Source organism: Rhodococcus sp. 06-1460-1B, from assembly GCF_002258475.1.
In the GTDB taxonomy this organism is placed as follows: domain Bacteria; phylum Actinomycetota; class Actinomycetes; order Mycobacteriales; family Mycobacteriaceae; genus Rhodococcoides; species Rhodococcoides fascians.
The window spans coordinates 32,901-53,135 of record NZ_NOYS01000037.1; the positions used below are offsets into that span (position 1 = coordinate 32,901).

The following is a 20,235-nucleotide window of genomic DNA, read 5'->3' on the forward strand; positions in this document are numbered from 1 at the left end:
GTCCCGTCGGTGAACGACGCCTCCTTTCGTACCCGCCTACGTGAGTCCCCGGGCGTCGGCAAGCTCACCACTGTTCGTTTCGCCGGCCAGTTCGGTGATGGATTGTTCCAAGCCGCATTGAGCGGTGCCATCCTGTTCAATCCCGAACGCGCCACCAACCCCGCCGAGATCGCCGCCGGTTTCGCTGTTCTGCTCGTGCCCTACTCGTTGGTGGGCCCGTTCGCAGGTGCGCTGTTGGACCGCTGGGATCGTCGATCGGTTCTGTTGTGGGCCAATATCGTTCGCATCGTTCTCATCACCGCTACCGCCGGGCTTCTGTGTGCCGGGGTCGACGCCACGCCGCTGCTGCTGTTGGCTCTGGCCACCGTGGGGCTCAGTCGGTTCGTCCTGGCGGGCGCGTCGGCATCCTTGCCGCATGTGGTGCGGCAATCGTGGCTGGTGCCGATGAACTCGGTGCTGGCCACCGTCGGCTCCGGTTTCGCGGCGGCCGGTGCGGGACTGGCGGTCGCAGTGATCGGTGCCGTCGGAGCGGGGGATGTCGGTTCGGGTGTAGCCGTGGGGCTGGCCGCGACCGGCTCGGTGGTCGGTGCTGTTGCGGCCGGACGGTTCGCGCCGCGGTCTCTCGGTCCCGATACGGACGATCGGCCCGGCAACCCGCTGAAAGATGTTGCCGCCGGCCTGAAATCGGGTGCCCTGGCGGTGTGGCGGTCCCCGGGCGTGACCACCGCGATGATCGGCATCGGGGCACACCGCATCGTGTTCGGCATCAACACCCTCATCATGGTGCTGGTGCTGCGGGAGAGCACGCAGAGTTCCCTGCCCGGCGGCCTCGCCGGCTTCGGCATTGCCGTCGGAGCAACGGCCACCGGAATGTTCCTCGCCGCCGTCATCGCCCCGTTCGCCGTCCCGCGGTTCGGCCGCACCCGCACCATCGCCACGGCCCTCGTCCTGGCCATCGCCGCTCAGGTCGGTGCCGTCTCCGGCCTCACCCAGACCAGTCTGCTGCTCGGCGCATTTCTCCTCGGCATCGCCGGGCAGACCGTCAAACTCAGTGGGGACGCGGCCATGCAGATCGAGATCGACGACGCGCATCGCGGACGAGTCTTCGCGTTGCAGGACACCGTGTTCAACGTCGCGTTCGTCGGCGCCCTCGCCGCGGCCGCATTCGCCGTCGGACCCGACGCCACGGAGCTGAGCCAGGATCCCACTGCGCACGCGCTGGTGTTCGTCGGAGCAGGGATCTACGCCGTCGGCTTCGTCGCAGCGATACTCAACACGAGGCGCGCACCGCGCTGACGTGGTGTATCTTGCCGTATCGGACCGCTAGGTTTCGTCGGACAACACGGGGGCACCGCATGCATGGCCGCACGACGTCGCTCGGCTGCATCATCGCGGTTGCCGCAGGTACAGCCGTTCTTGCCGCACCCCCCGCGTACGCGGCGCCGCCACCGCCGGTGAATTCCTGTGGAGAAACCGGATTCGACCCCAAGGACTACCCACCAGAGCCCATCGGGGCCGGCAATCCGCCGCAGCTGCCGCCGTTGCCGGATCGTGTGGTGATCCCCGTGCCGTATCCGTCGATCGAACTCGTGCCGGTGCCCGACCCGCCGCCGAACAACACCCGTGTCCAGGCGGAACCGTCGACCGACCCGTGCGCGGACCCCTGCCCCGACCTCACCGACGCCACGGAGTCGCCCACCACCGGCTCTGCAGACCATCTGCCGTTCCCTCGCATCGAGATCGACCCGCAACCCGAGACCATTCCCATCCCGATTCCCGGCCCCGGTGGAACTCCGGGAACCCCGCCGCCGGCACCCGCCGTGACCGCGGCGGAGTCCGGGACGACGACGGTACCGCCGGTGGCACCGGCCGTCGGACACGTCGAGGTGGTCTCGCAGCTGACCGGACCGGGATCGGAGAACCGCACCGACAAGCGCTGGCAGGTCGACGGCACCGACCTCGGCATCATGTGGGAGAGCAAGCCGGGCGAGGTCGCCGTCGTATTCGGCGATTCCTTCGGCAAGGGGTGGGAATTCGGTGTGGTCGGCGGGGACGATTGGCGGTCGAACGTACTGGGACACAGCACGGACACCGACCTGTCCGACGGTATGGCCCTGGACTCGATGGTGCAGGATTCCCGTTGTCACGCAGCCGAACTCCTGCCCTCGCGCAAGATCAAGAATTGGGAGACCACGGTCATCCCCACGTCCGGGTTCGCGATCGACGACCGGCAGTACATGTCGTACATGTCCATCCGGCGCTGGAGCACGATCCCCGGACTGTGGTGGACCAACTACGGCGGCATCGCCTATTCCGACGACAACGGTTCCACCTGGGTGAAGGACGAGCATGCCAAGTGGGACAACGTCTTCGGGTTCTCCAAGTTCCAGGTGTCGACGATGGTCCCGGCGGGGGAGTACGTGTACATGTTCGGCACCGTCAACGGCCGCGCCGGACAGGTCGGCCTGGCACGCGTCCCGAAGGCAGACGTGCTGAACAAGACCGCCTACCAATACTGGGTGAACGGCACGTGGGCTCCCGTCGGATCGAACGAGGCCACCCCCATCGCCGACGGTATGGCCGGGGAACTGTCGGTCCATCACGACGAGGCCCGAGACCTCTGGCAGATGACGTATCTGGATCCGTTGCGCGGCGATATCGTTCTGCGCGAAGCGAATTCACCGCAGGGCCAGTGGACCGCCCCGAGCACCCTGATCGATACCGCCAAGTACCCCAAGACCTACGGCGGCTTCATTCATCCGTGGTCCACGGCGAACGAGCTGTACTTCACCGTCTCGGAGTGGGACAGCTACAACGTCTATCTCGTCAAGGCCGAGCTTCGCTCGTCGTGAGTGGAAGCTCGTAGTGGGCTACGAAGTTCCGCGCACGTGCGCGGGACGCGCTACTGCGTCGGCCACCACTCGAGCAGCGCCGCTTCGGCGTCCTCACGTGAGAGTGGTCCTCGATCGAGGCGCAGTTCCTTCAGGTATTTCCACGCCTTGCCCACGTCGGGGCCGGCGGGGATGCCGAGCAGCTCCATGATCGCGTTGCCGTCCAGGTCGGGACGAACCCGCGCCAGGTCCTCCTGCTCGGCGATGCGGGCGATGCGCTCTTCGAGATCGTCGTAAGTGGCTTGCAGGGCAGCCGCTCGACGCTTGTTCCTGGTGGTCGAATCGGCTCGAACCAGCTTGTGCAACTTGGGCAGTAGCTCGCCGGCATCGGTGGCGTAGCGACGCACCGCCGAGTCGGTCCACTGACCCTTGCCGTACCCGTGGAATCGCAGATGCAGGAACACCAGATGCGAGACGTCCTCGATCATCTTCTTCGAATACTTCAACGCGCGCATACGCTTTCGCACCATCTTGGCCCCGACGACCTCGTGGTGGTGAAAGCTGACGCCGCCGCCAGGCTCGTTACGTTTGGTATCGGGCTTGCCGATGTCGTGCAGCAGTGCGGCCCAACGCAATACGAGATCGGGGTCGCCGTCCTCGAGATCGATGGCCTGCTTCAGAACGGTCAACGAATGCCAGTACACGTCCTTGTGCTGATGATGCTCGTCGATTTCGAGCTTCATGTTCGGCACCTCGGGAATGATGCGCTGCGCCAGACCGGTCTCGCACATCACGTCGATGCCCTCGATCGGGTGGGCACCGAGAATCAGCTTGTCCAGCTCCACCTGAATGCGCTCGGCGGTGATGCGGTCGATCTGATCGGCCATGTCGACGATGGCGCTGTGCACCCGCGGCAACAACGAGAAACCGAGTTGCGACACGAATCGAGCCGCGCGCAGCATCCGCAGCGGATCGTCACCGAACGACGTTTCCGGTGCCGACGGGGTATCGAGAACGCCCTCGAGCAACGCGTCCATGCCGCCGAGCGGATCGACGAACTCCTGCACGCCGTCCGCACCCAACCGCACGGCCATGGCGTTGACGGTGAAATCGCGTCGAACGAGATCTTCTTCGAGGCTGCTGCCGTACTGCACCTCGGGGTTACGCGAGACCTGGTCGTACGAATCGGTGCGGAACGTCGTGATCTCGATCTGCTGGCCGTCCTTCGCCGCACTGATCGTTCCGAACGCGATGCCCGTATCCCACTGATGGTCCGCCCACCCGGACAGCAGCGTCTGAACGACCTCCGGCCTGGCGTCGGTGGTGAAATCCAGATCGGTTCCCAAACGACCGAGAACCGCGTCCCGAACGGACCCACCGACGAGGTAGAGCTCGTGGCCCGCGGCGGCGAACAACGCGCCCAGCGGGGTCAATACCGGCGCGAGTTCACGCAACGTCACCGCAGCTGCAGCCAGCAACCTTTCCCGGCGCGCATCGGCGTGCTCGGGGGAAACGGAAGACAGGGACTGATCGGCCACGGTGGAAGAGCCTACTGGCGCAGTGCCGACCGGATCGTCTCGGCCATCGGCCACGGTGCGGCAAGCCGGAGCGGGGCGCCGAGGCAACTAGTATGGATCGGGTGTCTGCTGCCGAACGTGCGAACAGGAGCCGCCGCAACCCGCGGCGGCGTCAAGCACGCGCCGACACCGAAGCACCCAAGCTGCGGACCGTCCGAGAAACCTCTGCCGGAGGCCTGGTGGTCGACGGCCTCGACGGCCCGCCTGCCACCCGCTGCGCAGCCCTGATCGGCCGCACCGACCGGCGCGGACGCCTGCTCTGGTCCTTGCCCAAAGGACACATCGAGCAGGGCGAAACCGCCGAGCAGACGGCCATGCGCGAAGTGGCCGAGGAGACCGGCATCCGCGGCACCGTGCTGGCGTCGCTGGGAAGCATCGACTACTGGTTCGTCACCGAAGGCCGCCGAGTCCACAAGACCGTTCACCACTATCTCCTCCGCTTCCTGGGCGGTGAACTGTCCGACGAGGATCTCGAGGTCACCGAAGTCGCCTGGGTACCGCTGAGCGAACTGCCGTCCCGACTCGCCTACGCCGACGAACGCAAACTCGCCGCCATCGCCACCCGCCTCATCGAGGACATGAACGGCGAGCAGACAACCGGCGGCGACACGAACGCACCCACGCCCGGCGGGAAGTGATCGTGCGGGCCCGGAAGGTCGCTGCCGCCGCATTGACCTCGTTTTTCCTCGCTGCAGCGCCGGCCGTCGGCACCGCAGCACTGGTACCCCAACAGCTCCCTACTGCCGCGGCGCAGCCAGATTCCGCCGGAGACACCAGCGGCACGACCAGCGCCGTTCCCGATACCCCGATGACGCAGTCCGGCGATCCGTTCCTGACGCTGAGCATCGATACGGTCGCACCCTCGACGGTCACCACCAGCAGCGATCCGTTCGTCACGGTTCGCGCGACGGTGAAGAACACCGGCGATCGACGCGTCGACGACGTCAGCGTTCGCCTACAGGGCGCGGCGGCCATCGACACGACGTCCGGTCTGCGGACCTCGCTCACCCTCGACCAGGAAAGATTCGACCGCGTCGGGACTTTCGTCACGGTCGCGGAGTCGCTGGAGAAGGACCAGAGCCGCCAGTTCGATCTGTCGATGCAGTTACGAAGCAGTACCGAGCCCTCCCTCGGGATCGATGCTCCCGGCGTTTACCCCCTACTTCTCAACGTCAACGGCACCCCCGAGTACGGCGGGACGGCTCGACTCGACGACGCCCGCTTCCTGCTCCCCGTCGTGGGACTGCCGCGGAATCCCGGTCAGCTCGACCCCGCAGCGCCCGACGCGATGCCGCTACCCCCCAACACCCGGAATCCCGTAGCGATGACGGTGTTGTGGCCACTCGCCGACATTCCCCGTCTCGCAGCTGGAATCCCCGGTTCCATCGACGATCGAGTGCGTCTGATCGACGACGACCTGGCGACCCAGCTCGCCGCTGGTGGTCGGCTCGACACCCTGCTCAAAGCCCTGGAATTCGCGACGCAGCCCGGTCTCGATCCCGACGGCAAACTGGCGTCGAGCCTGTGCATCGGCATCGATCCCGACCTGCTGGTCACCGTCTCGAACATGACCCGCGGCTACCTCGTCGTCGACAACCCGGCCGATCCGGCCAGCTCCGCGCGCGAGGGCTCCGGCAGCGGGGCCGCAGCCCAGTGGTTGACGCGGCTCGAGGCACTGGCGTCGAACACGTGCGTGACGGCCCTACCGTTCGCTCAGGCCGACCTCGCCGCCGTCGCCGACATCGGTGATTCCTCGCTGCTCAGCAGCGCTGTCGCCGCCCCGGCCGACATCGTCGACGGCATCCTGGGCATCAGCTCGGTACGCGGTTTCACCTGGAGTGCCACCGGCGGCGTCGACGCGGGCGCTGCGGACGCGCTGAGATCGTCGGGAACCGGGACCGTCCTCGTCGCCGAAAACAGCATCAGCCCACCCACGTCATCGCCGACGTCTCTGCTGGTGTCCACCGACACCACGCCGACCGCCGCCGATCCGACCGGCACCTTGGCCGCCACCCACTACGACTCGGCGACCGCAGCCGCACTGGCCGGCGTCGGGACGACCCCGTCGACCCCGGCCTTGACCCCGGCGAATCAACGCTTCGACCTGGGCACCGACTCTCGCACCGCACGGCTGCAGGACGCCCTCGGCGCCATCAATTTCCACGCCCTCGTCGGAGCCGATCGACCCGGCCGCACGGTGACCGTCGCACCGCCGCAGTACTGGACCGCGGGAGGAGACGAACCGTCGGCAATCCTGTCGACGGTGTCCTCGCTGTTGCGTTCGGGCCTGGCGACGCCTCGCCCGCTGCCCGGCCTGATCACCGAGCCCCCCACCGGCATCCCGGTGACCAGCATCGATGTGCCGACCGATCTCGATGCGTCCGCCATCGACACGGTGCGAACACAGAGCGCACGCGTGGACACCCTGGCGCAGTCGCTGGTCGAGGATCCCCAGTCCGCACTGACTCCGCGCCTGTACACCGCCCCGCTGCGAGAGGACATGCTCCGCGCCCTGTCGACCGCGGGTCGCGCCAGCGCCGAGGGCGAGGACGCCGCGGCCATGGCACGCACCCGTCTCACCGCGACCCGCGTCGGGCTCGACACCGTCTACGGATCGGTGACCGTGCTGGCCCCGGGCGGCGTCTACACACTCGCCTCCGAGCAGAGTCCGCTGCTGCTCGTGGCCCGCAACGACCTACCGGTGCCGGTCAACGTGCTCCTCCGAGTAGACGCACCACCGGAGATGACGATCAGCGACGTCGGTGTGACCCAACTTCCGGCGCGCGGATCGCGAACCATCACCGTGCCCGCCGAGGTGGACGACAAACGCAATCTGTCAGTCGACTTCTCCGTCACCACCCTCGACGGCACCCGGCTCGGCGAGGTATCGACGGTGTCGGTTCGATCGAACGCATACGGTCAAGCTCTCGCGATAATTACCGCCTGCGCCGGCGCGCTCCTACTGTTGCTTGCAGGCCGACGACTCTGGCACCGATTCCGAGGACAACCCGACCCGGCCGACGAAGGGTACGAGAGACCATGACAGGCAATGTGCCGTACGACGGCGACCTGCCCCGGTCACGCATGCCCGCAGCGCAGGTGTTCCGGCGCACGACGCCCCCACGCCCCGCCCCCTGGGAGCGGCAACCACGACCGGAGATGCGTTCCTATCCGGCACCGCCCCCGCTCGACGGTCAACCGGCAGCGGACGACTCCGCAACTCAGCTCATCCCACGGTTCCGGGACGAGGACTACCCACCCGCCGCGCCGTCGGGAAACAGTCCTCCGCCGCAGACACCACCGGGCGGCAACGAGTCACCACCGCAGCCCGAACCCAGACCTCAGAAGTCGTTGCTGGCAGCGTCGGGCTCGATCGCCGTTGCGACCCTCGTCAGCCGCATCACCGGATTCGCCAAGCAAGTAGCCATGACGGCCACCCTGGGTGCCGGCCTGGCCAGTGCGTTCACCGTCTCGACGATTCTCCCGAACATGATCTCAGAGCTGGTGCTCGGTGCCGTCCTCGGAGCGATCGTCGTTCCTGTCCTGGTACGCGCAGAACAAGAGGACGCCGACGGCGGACGTGACTTCGTCCGACGCCTGTTCACCATTGCGGTCGCGCTGCTCGGCACCGTGGCGTTGGCCGCAACCATCGCTGCGCCGCTGCTGGCGCGTCTGATGCTCAACGGTGATCCGAAGGTCAACGAGGACCTGACCATTGCCTTCACCTATCTGGTGTTGCCTGCGCTGATGTTCTACGGGCTCTCCGGCTTGCTCACGGCGGTGCTCAACACCCGACAGAACTTCAAACCCGGTGCGTGGGCACCGGTGTTCAACAACCTCGTGGTTCTTGCGGTGTTCGGCATCTACTTCCTGATGCCGGGTGAGATCACCGTCAATCCGGTCGACATGACGAACCCGCAGCTGTTGATCATCGGCCTCGGCGTCACCACCGGTGTCATCACGCAGGTACTGGCGCTGATCCCTGCGCTTCGCCGCGAGAAGATCGACCTGCGCCCACTCTGGGGGTTCGACGCGCGCCTGAAGAAGTTCGGCGCGATGGCGGCCGCAATCGTGCTCTACGTCGTCATCAGTCAGATCGGTCTGATCGTCGCCACCAACATCTCGTCGGGAGCCGACGACGCGAGCCCCACGATCTATTCCCAGGCCTGGATCGTGCTGCAGTTGCCGTACGGCATTCTCGGCGTCACGGTTCTGACGGCGATCATGCCCCGACTCAGTCGTAATGCCGCCAACGGTGACACGCCCTCGGTCGTCGACGATCTCTCCGTCGCCACTCGGCTGACGATGGTCGCGATGGTCCCGATCGTCGTGTTCCTGACGTTCGCGGGGCCGTGGGTGGGCGAGGCGCTGTACGGGTTCGGCAAGTTTGCGCCCGACGCCAACCGGCTGGGTGAGGCCGTGAGCTGGTCGGCGTTCTCCCTTATCCCGTACGCGCTGGTCCTGATCCACCTGCGCGTGTTCTACGCCCGCGAGCAGGCCTGGACGCCCACCTGGATCGTCCTCGGCATCACCGCCGTCAAGATCGGCCTGTCGTTGCTCGCCCCGATCGTCGCAACCGATCCGGAACAAGTGGTGCTGCTCCTCGGCACCGCGACCGGCCTCGGCTACACCGCAGGTGCCGTCATCGGCGGATACCTGCTGCACAAGAGCCTCGGCAACCTGCGGATGGCCAACGTCGGGAAGACTGTCTGGCTGGTTCTCATCGCCTCGCTGGCCGGCGGCGCAGCCATGCTCGCCATCGACCGGATCGTCGGATTCGACGCCATGGCGAACGGCTGGATCGGCAACTTCGTGCGCGTCGCGATGGACGCCGTCATCATGCTCGGCATCACGTTCTCCATCCTGTGGTTCGGCAGGATTCCCGAAGTACTGGCCGTCACCGTCGCGTTGAGCCGGCTCGTCCGCCGGGTCCTCGGACGGTCGGCCCCGCCCGCGCCTGTGACGTCCGGTTCGGTGCCGGATCCGGCTGCCGCGGAAACCAGCGTGATTCCTGTTATTCGAACCGAGCCCACATGGGACACTGCGCGGGATCGACTCCCGTACCCTGGTCAACGGCACCCGGGGGCAGACGCCCCTGCAGGTCGACCGCTTGTAGATCAACACGGGGCATATTCGCCTGAAGGAGTAACAGTGACCGACGACGATGTTGCTGGGGGGCCGGCACAGTCTCCAGCAAACGAAGCCGACCGAACGAGCGGCGGAGTCGAAGTCGACACCCAGGACCGCACCGAGCCCGTGAAGGCCGAGTCTGCTGCGTCGTCGAAAACAACCGAGTCGAAAACACCCGAGTCGAAGACAGCGGACCCGAAAGCACCTAGTTCTTCGGAGAAGCCGAGCACACCCAGCACGCCTGAGTCGACGGCAGCGTCGAGTGCCGAGGCCACCGAGAAGAAGGAAACCAAGGCGTCCGCTCCCAAGGATCAGACGATCGCGATCTCCAAGGCAGCGCTGGCGGCCAAGCCGTCGGACAAGACCGTCTCCATCTCGAAGGCGAAGCTGCCGGTCGGCGACGCGAGCAATGCCGAGCCGAAGACCGACAGCACACCGGTGGAGGCGACGAAGAAATCGGCTGCAGTCGACACACCAGTAGCACCGAAGCCGACGACGGACAAAGCTGCCGAAAAACCAGCCGAGGACCAGTCCACCGCGGACGCCCCCGGGCGCACCCTTCGCGGACCGACGCTGATTCCCGGTGCGTCGGTGGCCGGGGGACGCTACCGCCTGTTGGCACCGCACGGTGGAGCTCGCGGGCTGAAGTTCTGGCAGGCCCACGACGTCAAGCTCGACCGCGAGGTCGCGTTGACGTTCGTCGACGCCGATCAGCAGTCCACGGCGTCACCCAACGACCGCACTCAGGGCCCGCAGGCAATCCTGTCCCGGACGCTGCGCCTCGGTCGGATCAACTCTCCCGGCCTCGCCCGGGTGCTCGACGTGGTGCGCGGTAGCTCCGGCGGCATCGTCGTCGCCGAGTGGACTCCCGGTCGCTCGCTGCGCGAGATGGCCGATACGGTTCCTGCCCCCACCGGTGCCGCTCGTGCGATCAAGGTCCTGGCCGCCGCGGCCGAGGCTGCGCACCGCAGCGGCGGCGCGCTGTCGATCGACCACCCCGATCGCGTACGCATCAGTACCAGCGGCAACGCCGTCCTGGCGTTTCCCGCGACTCTGGCGGACGCCGACTCCAGTTCGGACGTCCGTGGTCTCGGTGCCATGCTCTACGCCCTGATCACTGCACGCTGGCCGTTGTCGGACACCACCGGAGAAGCCGTCGTTCCCGGTGACGCGGCATCCCTGCGGAGCGTCGGCGGCATGCGTCCGGCCGATCGGGACGACAAGGGTGCGCCGCGCGAGCCTCGCGAAATTCGCCCCGACGTTCCGTTCGAGATCTCTGCCGTCGCGGTACGAGCGCTCGAGCAGAACAGTGGCATTCGCACCGCCGCGACGGTGCAGCACGTTCTCGATCAGGCCGCGGTGGTCAACGACAAGACCGACCTGATGCCGGCACTGCGACTGGGCCAGCGTGCCCCGGGAGCCAGCGGTCACTCGCTCGCAGACCCGGAAGAGCTGGCCGCAGAGAAGGCGAAGTCGACGCGAACCAATATCGCCATCGCCGTTCTCGGCGCTCTGACGGTGCTGATTCTGGCGTTCGCCGGCTATTGGTTGTTCACCTCCATCGCGGGCGACAACACCGATGCGCCGCTGGACAGCCAGGAGTTCGGACTGACGACCCCGGCTGCCGCGCCGCCGGCCGGCGACACCGCTGCGCCCCCGGCGCCGACGGGTGGACCCGTCGCGATGAGCGATGTCAGCGTCTTCTCCCCACAGGGGTCTGCAGACAACCCGGGCACGGCATCGAACGTGATCGACAACAACCCCAGCACGGCCTGGACCACCGACTCCTACTTCCAGCAGTTCCCGGCACTGAAGAACGGTGTCGGACTGCTCGTCACCATCCCGTCGTCCACGTTGAAGAACGCGTGGATCGAATCGACGTCGCCGGGAACGGTCGTCGAGATCAGGTCCGCTCCCAACGATTCCCCGAGCCTCGGCGACACCACGCTGCTCGGAGAAGCCACTCTGCAGAACGGCCGCACCGACATCGCACTCGACGGCACCGTACCCACCGGCAACGTCCTGGTGTGGATCACCACCCTCGGAGAGCAGGGTGGCCGCATCGCTACCTCGATCTCCGGGATCGGTTTCGACACGTAAAACCGGCGATACAGACGCAAATCGCGTTCGTTTCGTACTTCGCGGTATCGATGGCCTAGGCTCCCCCCAATGCGTTAACACGGGGGGAGCCGTTTTCGTATGACCGAACGTATCGATTCGGCGCTGGGGGAGCGCACGGATGCGGAATTGTTGGCTGCTCATGCAGCCGGTGAGCCGACCGCATTCGCCACGTTGATCCATCGCCATCAGGAACACCTGTGGCTCACGGCACGCCGCACGAGCTACACACCCGAGGACGCATCCGACGCGTTGCAGGAGGCGTTGCTCTCCGCGCATCGAACTGCCGGGTCGTTTCGCGCCGACGCTGCAGTCCGCAGTTGGTTGCACAAGATCGTCGTCAACGCGTGCCTCGATCGCATTCGCCGAAACAAGGCACGTCCGTCGGTTCCGTTGAGCGAGAACGAGAGTCACGAACCGGTGTCGCCTCGGGATCGAATCTCCGAATCCGAGACCAGCATCCTCGTCCGACAGGCCCTGATGACGCTGCCGCCCGACCAGCGAGCGGCGGTGGTCGTCGTGGACATGGAGGGCTACTCGGTGGCCGACGCCGCAGCGTTGCTCGGCGTTCCCACCGGTACCGTGAAGAGTCGATGCGCTCGCGGCAGACTCAAGTTGTCGACGCAGCTCGCATACCTCAAGGACGCAGGGAACCGAATCTAGACCCCTCGCGTCTAAACCGTGTGAGAGGGAAAGAAGACTCGGCGAAGGGAGGCAGGAACGTGTCGTCGAACACCGACGCTCTACCCCGTGCCCCGTTTTCACCCGAGTTGCTGGCCGACCTGCATGCAGATGCACTACCCGAGGACGTCAGCAGTCGGCTGTGGCCGTTGGTGCGTGCCGACGCCGAGGCGATGCGAATCCTGGCGACACTGGACACCGTCACCGCTCGGCTGCGCGAGCTGGGCGAGGATCCGAACGGCACGATGCCCGTTCCCGCCGACGTCGCCCGGCAGATCGATCGCACCCTCGAGACCCTGGCCGACACAGAGTCGGCGGACCGTACCGCCGCCGTCCTTCCGCTTCGCAGACCTCCACGTAGCGCGCGTACACGCCGGCATGCCATCGTCGGAATTGCCGCTGCTGCAGCACTTCTCGCGGGTGGTTCGGTCACCTTCGCCGCCGTCCTGCACAGCCCGGGCACGTCGGATCCCGTCGTAGCCGAGCCGGGGACCACGCCACCCGACTCGTCCCTCGTTCTCGATTCCACCGATCTCGACTCGAACGTAGCGTTCACCGTCATCGGTAAACGAGATTCCGGCAGCCTGTCGGATCCGGCAGACCTGGCCGCGTGTCTCGACGCCAACGGCGTGGACCCCGCCGCCGCCGTTCTCGGATCAAGTCAGGTTCGAATCGACGGCCGACAGGGAACTCTCCTCGTCCTCGCCGGGGCCGGGCCGGCGCAGTTCATCGCTCTGGCAGTGGGCAACGATTGCCGCGGCGGTAATCCCGATGTCCTCACGCGTCGCGATATCGGCTGACACATCTCTCACCGGGGAACAACTGCCTCTAGGGTGGTGTTGACCAGATGTACGTCGATAGGCAGTGCTCAGTGCACTTTCGCGTCGACGCCAAGAACACGCCGCACAAGATCGGAAGGTCTGCATTGAGTACCCCCAAGGTTCACGATCTCATCATCGTCGGCTCGGGACCGGCCGGATACACCGCCGGCGTCTACGCGGCCCGCGCAGAGCTGGAGCCCATCCTGTTCGAGGGAACCCAGTTCGGCGGTGCCTTGATGACGACGACCGAGGTCGAGAACTTCCCCGGTTTCCGCGAGGGCATCATGGGCCCCGATCTGATGGAGCAGATGCGCGAGCAGGCGCAACGTTTCGGTGCCGACATCCGCACCGAGGACGTCGAGGAGCTCGAGTTGACCGGGCCGATCAAGACCGTCTCGGCGGGCGGCGAGACCTACCGAGCTCGCGCGATCATTCTCGCGATGGGCGCAGCCGCTCGGTACCTCTCCATTCCCGGTGAGGAGAAGCTCCTCGGACGCGGCGTCAGCGCATGCGCCACCTGCGACGGGTTCTTCTTCCGCGACCAGGACATCGCCGTCATCGGCGGTGGCGACTCGGCAATGGAGGAGGCAACCTTCCTCACGCGCTTCGCCCGCAGCGTGACGATCGTGCACCGCCGCAGCGAGTTCCGCGCGTCGCGCATCATGCTCGAGCGCGCCAAGAAGAACGAGAAGATTCGTTTCCTCACCGACACCAAGGTTCTCGAAGTCCTCGGCGACACCAGCGTCACCGGGCTGGCACTGGAACATGCAGTCACCGGCGAGAAGACGACTCTGGACGTCACCGGGATGTTCGTGGCGATCGGCCACGATCCTCGCAACGAGCTGGTCAAGGGCCAGGTCGAACTCGACGATGCCGGCTACGTCAAGGTCGCATCGCCCACGTCGGCCACCTCGGTCGAAGGGGTGTTCGCTGCAGGCGACCTCGTCGATCACGTCTACCAGCAGGCCATCACCGCTGCGGGTACCGGCTGCACCGCATCCATCGACGCCGAGCGTTGGCTGGCCGAGCAGGGCGACATCACCACCAACACACTCGAGCACGCCGATCAGCCGGTCGACGCCGTCAACGCCTGACCGGTAGCCCCACCACCTGTTTGCAGACCCACACCGAGGAGATTCACATGTCCGACGACAAGAGCACAGTCACCATCACCGACGCGTCGTTCGTCGACGACGTTCTGACCAGCGAGAAGCCCGTTCTGGTGGACTTCTGGGCCACCTGGTGCGGCCCGTGCAAGATGGTTGCTCCCGTTCTCGAAGAGATCGCCGCCGAGCACAAGGACAAGCTGACGATCGCCAAGCTCGACATCGACGCCAACCCGCAGGCGGCTCGGGACTTCAAGGTCATGTCCATCCCGACGCTGATCCTGTTCCAGGGTGGCAAGCCGGTCAAGCAGATCGTCGGCGCAAAGGGCAAGGCCGCGCTGCTCAAGGACCTCGAAGGCGTTATCTGACTCACCCACGCTTGGTGTGGATTGCCGCAGAAGCCTGTCTTTCTGCGACAATCATCTGATGTGCCGATGCTTGCGTCGGCACATCAGCGCATCGAAGTGCGTGTTGACCGTCAGGACGATCGAGAGGGTTTTTCCAGGATGCAGGAGCTCAGTCACGGCGATTCCGGACCCGCCGTCGCCGAGGTCCGCGGCACTCTCTCGGCACTCGGTTTCCTCCACGAGGCCGTGGTTCCGCCCGGCCCGATGGACGACGGCCACTGGACGGCCCCGGGATCGGTGTTCGACCGGGCCCTCGACGGTGCCGTCCGCGCGTTCCAGCAGCATCGCGGCCTACTGGTCGACGGTGTCGTCGGACCGGCCACGTACCGCGCCCTCAAAGAAGCGTCCTACCACCTCGGCGCCCGCACGCTGATCTACCAGCTGTCCGCTCCGCTGTACGGCGATGACGTCGCTACCCTGCAGACACGCCTGCAGGACCTCGGTTTCTACAACGAGCGCGTCGACGGCTTCTTCGGTCCGAAGACGCACGAGGGCCTGTCGTCTTTTCAACGCGAGATCGGTCTGGCACCCGACGGTATCTGCGGCCCGGCGACACTGCGTTCGCTCGACCTACTCGGAACCCGCGTCACCGGTGGATCGCCCCACGCGATGAGCGAAGAAGAACTCGTACGCAAATCGGGCCCACAGTTGACGGGTAAGCGAATCGTCATCGACCCCGATCTCGGTGGTGCCGACACCGGCCGCATCGTCGACGGCACATTCGGACGCGTCTCCGAATCGGAAATTCTGTGGGATCTGGCCAGTCGTCTCGAAGGCCGAATGGCGGCGACCGGAATGGAAACGTTCCTCTCTCGTGCACGGGGCACCAACCCGTCGGTGGCCGACCGCGCGGAGACCGCCAACGCCTGGGGCGCAGATCTGATGATCTCGCTGCGCTGCGCGTCGAGCACCAGTCCTGTGGCCAACGGAGTGGCCAGCTTCCACTTCGGTAACTCGCACGGATCCACCTCGATGATCGGCCAGGTCCTCACCAGCTACGTGCAACGCGAAATCGTTGCTCGCACACCACTTCTCGATTGCCGCAGTCACGGCCGCACGTGGGATCTGTTGCGGCTCACCAACATGCCGACCATCCAGATAGACCTCGGCTACCTCACCAACGAATCCGACGTCGAAGTACTGAGCGATCCGCGATTCCGCGACATCATTGCCGAGGCAATCCTGATCGCCGTCAAGCGGTTGTACCTCCTGGGTCAGGACGACCAACCGACCGGCACGTTCACGTTCGCTGAACTACTGGCCGAGGAACTCGCCGCCGCCGACCGTCCCTGATCGACGGAGCCCCCCGCGCCACCGGTCGGAGCCCGTCGTTCAGCGAGCTCCGACCGTCGACTTCTGTTCGATGTCGACCACCGAGATACTCGCCGCCACCAGCAACTGCTCGAGCGCCGATTCGACGTCCTGCTTCCACCCGTGATCGCGATCCAATTCGAGGCGGAGTCTCGGGAACCTGTGATGCGGCGCCACCACCTCGAAGCCGACCTTCTCCAGAAAGTCGGCGTCGATCATGCATGTCGCAGCCGAGCACGTCGCATGTGCCGTCGCGTTGGGAATTGCCGGCGACGCGTCGTCCGCATTGTGGCGAATGCCGAAGGCCTCCAAGGCACGAACACCACGATTGACGAGATCGCCGACCACGGCCTGAATCAGGGTTGCCGAGTGCAGATCCGCATCGGCCGGGGAATCGATACGAAGCTGGGTCAGTAAGACCGCGTCGGGACTGACGGGCGAAGTAGGGAAGGTCGACGCCCGAGGAACTGCGCGGGGCGGGCAGTACAGCGCACACCCGATCGTGTTGCCGTCCACGGACAACAGCTGTCCGCACGATCCCCACTCGAGCATGATCGTCGACAACCACACCTCGTTCTCGAATTCGAGGTCCACTGCCGCGCCGTCGGACGTGGGATCGAGGACCCAGAAGCTACACCGCCGAGAATGTGCCGGCAGATGTTCGAACGAGCCGAGGGTCACTCCGGTCACCATCGCCGACACCGCGTACCTCAGCCTCCGTGCAGTCGTTCCACCGCTCGATTCTCGGTGGGGAGCCGATTCTCTCCTCGACCAGGATAGGCGACGGGGTCGCGCTACCTGGTGATCGGGGAAGATCCTCGAAACCTAGTGCATCACAATAGTTTTCGATCCAACTTGCCGTTTTCGGGACCACTCGTCGTCGATATACGTCACAGTGACGTTACGCCCTGGTATGACTGGTCCTGAAAAAACGCGGCTACTTTTTCTTCTGAGCTTCCATCATCTCGACGATTCTCTGAAGGTCGTCGACCGACCCGAATTCGACGACAATCTTGCCCTTTCGCTTACCCAGACTCACTGTCACCCTCGTATCGAACGAATCCGAGAGGCGATCGGCCACATCCTGAAGGCCCGGCATCTGGATCGGCTTGCGCTTCGCCGCCGGTTCGGGGGACTTGCCGTCCTCGCGATTGGCGAGAGTGACGGCTTCTTCCGTCGCCCGAACCGAGAGACCCTCGGCCACGATGCGCGCAGCCAACGATTCCTGTGCATCCGATCCCGCGTCCAATGACAGCAGTGCGCGTGCATGTCCCGCCGACAGAACACCGGCTGCGACACGTCTCTGTACCGGAATCGGCAGCTTCAGCAGACGGATCATGTTGGTCACGACGGGGCGTGAGCGACCGATCTTCGCCGCGAGCTCCTCGTGCGTGACATCGAATTCCTCGAGCAGCTGCTGATATGCGGCCGCCTCTTCGAGGGGATTGAGCTGTACGCGATGGATGTTTTCGAGCAGTGCGTCGCGCAGCATTGCGTCGTCTGCGGTTTCCCGGACGATCGCGGGGATCTTCTCCAGGCCCGCTTCCTGGCTCGCGCGCCACCGCCGCTCGCCCATGACGAGTTGATACTTGGCATCTCCTGCGGCTGCAGAACCGGATACGAGGCGCACCACGATCGGCTGCATGAGACCGAATTCGCGAATCGAGTGCACCAGTTCGGCAAGGGATTCGTCGTCGAAGACGTGCCTCGGCTGCTTGGGATTCGCCTCGATTCGGTCCGGCGAGATCTCCCGATACACGGCACCGACAGGGGAGAGGTCGTCCCCGTTCAGCACCGGCGGCGTCGGAGTCGGTGCCGTTGCGGTCTCTGTGGTGTCGTCAGATGACGCTGCCTTCTTGGGCTTCGTCGACGTGTCCGGCTTGTCCTTGGCGTTGCGGTCGGCACCGATGATGACGTCGGCTGCTGCATTACCGAGGCGCGGTCCGGCATCGGGGCCCGTGGGGATGAGCGACGCGAGTCCGCGCCCCAGACCGCCCTTACGTGCTTGACTCATGTCCTACTTCTTTCGTGCGTCGATGCCGGCCGAGCGAGCAGCGAGCTCTCGTCCGGCGTCCAAGTAACTCATTGCTCCACGCGAACCGGGGTCGTAGTCCAACACCGTCATGCCGTACCCCGGTGCCTCGGAGACCTTCACACTTCGCGGAATCACGGCACGGAGCACGGCATCACCGAAGTGCTTGCGCACTTCCTCGGCGACCTGATCGGCCAGTTTGGTGCGTCCGTCGTACATCGTGAGGATGACGGTCGAGACGTGCAATTCAGGATTGAGATGGGACTGAACCAGCTCGATATTCCGAAGCAGCTGCCCCACACCCTCCAGTGCGTAGTACTCGCATTGAATGGGAATCAGCACCTCGGTGGCCGCCACAAGCGCGTTGACAGTCAACAGACCGAGTGACGGTGGGCAGTCGATGAGGATGAAATCGGCGTCGAGTCCGGCCAACTCCTCGACCGACAACGCCGTCTTGAGGCGTCCTTCCCGGGCCACCATCGAGACCAATTCGATCTCCGCGCCCGCGAGGTCGATCGTTGCCGGGATGCAGAACAACCGCTCACTGTGCGGACTCTGCTGGATCGCGTCTTTGGCCTTCACTTCGCCGATGAGCACCTCGTAGCTCGACGGCACACCGGAATGATGTTCGACGCCCAGTGCCGTGCTGGCGTTGCCCTGAGGGTCCAGATCCACCACCAAGACCGTCAGGCCCTGGAGCGCGAGTGCGGCTGCGAGGTTGACCGCCGTCGTGGTCTTGCCGACGCCACCCTTCTGATTCGCAATCGTCAGCATGCGGCGCTTCGCCGGCTTGGGCAACGTCACCGATCCCGGGTGAAGGACCTGACTGGCCCGGTGCGCGGCGGCCCCGATCGGGGTGTCGTCGGTCGAAATCGAGTTGGTGTACTCGAAGCCACTCGTCACCCCCGCCTTGTTGGCGGCTGCGTTCGACGACTTCTTCTTGGACTCTGTTTCACGTGAAACAGCGGGATCCGACCCACCCGACATATGTGCTCCTTAGTGCGGAACTGAATGTGTTCTACGTTCGATACAAACGGCGCGGGGCGATTCCCGCAATCGATCATCAGTGGCGACTGAGCCGCCGCGGCTCACGGACTGCCCTGACGACGATGGTGGGTGTCGGGAGAAGACCGACACCGCACTCCACGACCTCCAGCTTGCCAGCACCCATACGGGTGAGGGAAGTCCTGTCGCGTTCGATCTCCTCACTCGCGCTGGAACCCTTCAGTGCGAGCATCCGGCCGCGTTCGTGAACGAGGGGGAGAGACCATTTGGCGAGCTTCTCCAGCGGGGCCACAGCCCTCGACGTGACGACATCCGCGCCGCCGGCTTCCTTCTTCACGCCGGGCTGCTCGGCCCGCCCACGTACGACCAACACGTTCAGATCGTGCTCGTCGATGAACTCGGCCAGATAGACGGTTCTCCGAAGAAGAGGCTCGACGAGCGTCACCCGAAGATCCGGTCGAGCGATGGCAAGAGGGATACCGGGCAGACCGGCACCGCTGCCGATGTCGACCACAGTCTCGCCCTCGTCGATGAGTTCGCCGATCGCGGCGCAATTGAGAATATGCCGCTCCCAGAGTCGCGGAACTTCGCGTGGACCGATCAGCCCCCGTTCGACTCCGGCGGTAGCCAAGGACTCGTGATACCTCCGGGCGAGATCCAGTCGATCTCCGAACATCTGCTCGGCGACGGCCATCAACTCGGTGCTATCCGACGCTTCTTGTTCCACGTGAAACATCATCCCGTGCTCGGGTACGGATCGCCAAACGACATCTCTGTAAGTTGCCGAGATCGCGAATTTCCGGGAGTTGGAGTCCCGATTCGATGGGTCGAGCACAGCCGGACCGCCGTCCGCGCGCCCGCTCCGATTCGACGGTTCATCCTGCCCGACACTTCTGCCTTCCGAAGTACGCCGGTGTTTCACGTGAAACCGTGCCACGGTCCGACGGCTGGGGAGGCGACGGTTGCGTGTACTTCGAGCGACCGACCCGGTGCCCTCAGCGCACTCCAAAGAACTTGTGCACCGATACACATCGAGTGGGACTTCTCGGCCCGGCGATGGTGAACGAGATGCCCGTACGACCAGACCCATCCGGTACAGGAGCCGTTCCCGTCGCCCATCCGATAAGGAGGCGTCAGGCCGGGGACTAGAAGTGGATCGCTGCCCCGTACCCACCGCCGTCATGTGGTCCTCGGCCGGGCCGCCTACGACCGTTGC

At 65.4% G+C, this 20,235-nt stretch carries 15 protein-coding genes; 10 read left to right on the plus strand and 5 right to left on the minus strand.

The genetic code is table 11. The annotated features are described in order from the left end of the window. Positions 1 to 9: 9 nt before the first annotated feature. Together CH268_RS21880 and CH268_RS21885 are read left to right on the plus strand one after the other, a co-directional pair. Entirely contained in the window at positions 10 to 1,296 is a 1,287-nt protein-coding gene (locus CH268_RS21880) for an MFS transporter (RefSeq protein ID WP_032407743.1), read from the plus strand. Positions 1,297 to 1,355: 59 nt separating this feature from the next. Beyond that, entirely contained in the window at positions 1,356 to 2,852 is a 1,497-nt protein-coding gene (locus CH268_RS21885) for a DUF4185 domain-containing protein (RefSeq protein ID WP_094665888.1), read from the plus strand. Positions 2,853 to 2,902: 50 nt separating this feature from the next. On the opposite strand, the gene CH268_RS21890 is transcribed toward CH268_RS21885, so the two are convergent. Beyond that, entirely contained in the window at positions 2,903 to 4,369 is a 1,467-nt protein-coding gene (locus tag CH268_RS21890; protein ID WP_032371394.1) for a CCA tRNA nucleotidyltransferase, read from the minus strand. A gap of 101 nt (positions 4,370 to 4,470) precedes the next feature. Here CH268_RS21890 and CH268_RS21895 point away from each other — a divergent pair, with 101 nt between their 5' ends. The 8 genes from CH268_RS21895 to CH268_RS21930 all read left to right on the plus strand — a co-directional run bounded on the left by CH268_RS21895 (position 4,471) and on the right by CH268_RS21930 (position 15,964). Beyond that, positions 4,471 to 5,046: an NUDIX hydrolase gene (locus CH268_RS21895; RefSeq protein WP_032373580.1), complete on the plus strand. Its 576-nt coding sequence runs from the start codon at positions 4,471 to 4,473 to the stop codon at positions 5,044 to 5,046. A 2-nt stretch (positions 5,047 to 5,048) separates the two neighbouring features. Further along, a complete protein-coding gene (locus CH268_RS21900) occupies positions 5,049 to 7,451 on the plus strand; it encodes a DUF6049 family protein (protein ID WP_255182472.1) in 2,403 nt (800 codons plus the stop codon). Continuing rightward, entirely contained in the window at positions 7,448 to 11,638 is a 4,191-nt protein-coding gene (murJ, locus tag CH268_RS21905; RefSeq protein ID WP_094665890.1) for a murein biosynthesis integral membrane protein MurJ, read from the plus strand. The genes CH268_RS21900 and murJ overlap by 4 nt, the downstream gene beginning before the upstream one ends. A 99-nt stretch (positions 11,639 to 11,737) precedes the next feature. After that, positions 11,738 to 12,319 carry an RNA polymerase sigma factor SigM gene (gene sigM / locus CH268_RS21910; protein WP_045841535.1) on the plus strand — a complete coding sequence of 194 codons (582 nt, stop codon included), beginning with the start codon at positions 11,738 to 11,740 and terminating at the stop codon, positions 12,317 to 12,319. Between the two features lie 59 nt (positions 12,320 to 12,378). After that, a complete protein-coding gene (locus CH268_RS21915; RefSeq protein WP_094665891.1) occupies positions 12,379 to 13,137 on the plus strand; it encodes a hypothetical protein in 759 nt (252 codons plus the stop codon). 125 nt (positions 13,138 to 13,262) lie between these two features. Then, entirely contained in the window at positions 13,263 to 14,252 is a 990-nt protein-coding gene (gene trxB / locus CH268_RS21920; protein ID WP_032367966.1) for a thioredoxin-disulfide reductase, read from the plus strand. A gap of 47 nt (positions 14,253 to 14,299) precedes the next feature. Beyond that, entirely contained in the window at positions 14,300 to 14,632 is a 333-nt protein-coding gene (gene trxA, locus CH268_RS21925; protein WP_008711582.1) for a thioredoxin, read from the plus strand. A 138-nt stretch (positions 14,633 to 14,770) separates the two neighbouring features. Continuing rightward, complete coding sequence (locus tag CH268_RS21930; protein WP_032371397.1) at positions 14,771 to 15,964, plus strand: N-acetylmuramoyl-L-alanine amidase; 1,194 nt, start codon at positions 14,771 to 14,773, stop codon at positions 15,962 to 15,964. A gap of 39 nt (positions 15,965 to 16,003) precedes the next feature. Here the strand turns inward: CH268_RS21930 and CH268_RS21935 are convergent, their stop codons facing one another. From CH268_RS21935 to rsmG, 4 genes are all read right to left on the minus strand, one after another. Then, positions 16,004 to 16,684, minus strand: a complete 681-nt coding sequence (locus CH268_RS21935; protein ID WP_027495010.1) for a hypothetical protein — start codon at positions 16,682 to 16,684, stop codon at positions 16,004 to 16,006. Positions 16,685 to 16,919: 235 nt separating this feature from the next. Next, positions 16,920 to 17,996, minus strand: coding sequence for a ParB/RepB/Spo0J family partition protein (locus tag CH268_RS21940; protein ID WP_032367627.1), 1,077 nt, complete (start codon positions 17,994 to 17,996; stop codon positions 16,920 to 16,922). A gap of 3 nt (positions 17,997 to 17,999) precedes the next feature. Further along, positions 18,000 to 19,001, minus strand: coding sequence for a ParA family protein (locus tag CH268_RS21945; RefSeq protein ID WP_027495008.1), 1,002 nt, complete (start codon positions 18,999 to 19,001; stop codon positions 18,000 to 18,002). A 76-nt stretch (positions 19,002 to 19,077) separates the two neighbouring features. Then, positions 19,078 to 19,755, minus strand: coding sequence for a 16S rRNA (guanine(527)-N(7))-methyltransferase RsmG (gene rsmG, locus CH268_RS21950; protein WP_032371601.1), 678 nt, complete (start codon positions 19,753 to 19,755; stop codon positions 19,078 to 19,080). Positions 19,756 to 20,235: the final 480 nt, after the last annotated feature.

What these genes read in the sequence shown, in the direction of transcription:
- CH268_RS21940 (WP_032367627.1), bottom strand. Translation starts at nt 17,996, where the DNA reads ATGAGTCAAGCACGTAAGGGCGGTCTGGGGCGCGGACTCGCGTCGCTC.
- rsmG (WP_032371601.1), bottom strand. Translation starts at nt 19,755, where the DNA reads ATGTTTCACGTGGAACAAGAAGCGTCGGATAGCACCGAGTTGATGGCC.
- trxA (WP_008711582.1), top strand. Translation starts at nt 14,300, where the DNA reads ATGTCCGACGACAAGAGCACAGTCACCATCACCGACGCGTCGTTCGTC.
- CH268_RS21945 (WP_027495008.1), bottom strand. Translation starts at nt 19,001, where the DNA reads ATGTCGGGTGGGTCGGATCCCGCTGTTTCACGTGAAACAGAGTCCAAG.
- murJ (WP_094665890.1), top strand. Translation starts at nt 7,448, where the DNA reads ATGACAGGCAATGTGCCGTACGACGGCGACCTGCCCCGGTCACGCATG.
- CH268_RS21885 (WP_094665888.1), top strand. Translation starts at nt 1,356, where the DNA reads ATGCATGGCCGCACGACGTCGCTCGGCTGCATCATCGCGGTTGCCGCA.
- sigM (WP_045841535.1), top strand. Translation starts at nt 11,738, where the DNA reads ATGACCGAACGTATCGATTCGGCGCTGGGGGAGCGCACGGATGCGGAA.
- CH268_RS21930 (WP_032371397.1), top strand. Translation starts at nt 14,771, where the DNA reads ATGCAGGAGCTCAGTCACGGCGATTCCGGACCCGCCGTCGCCGAGGTC.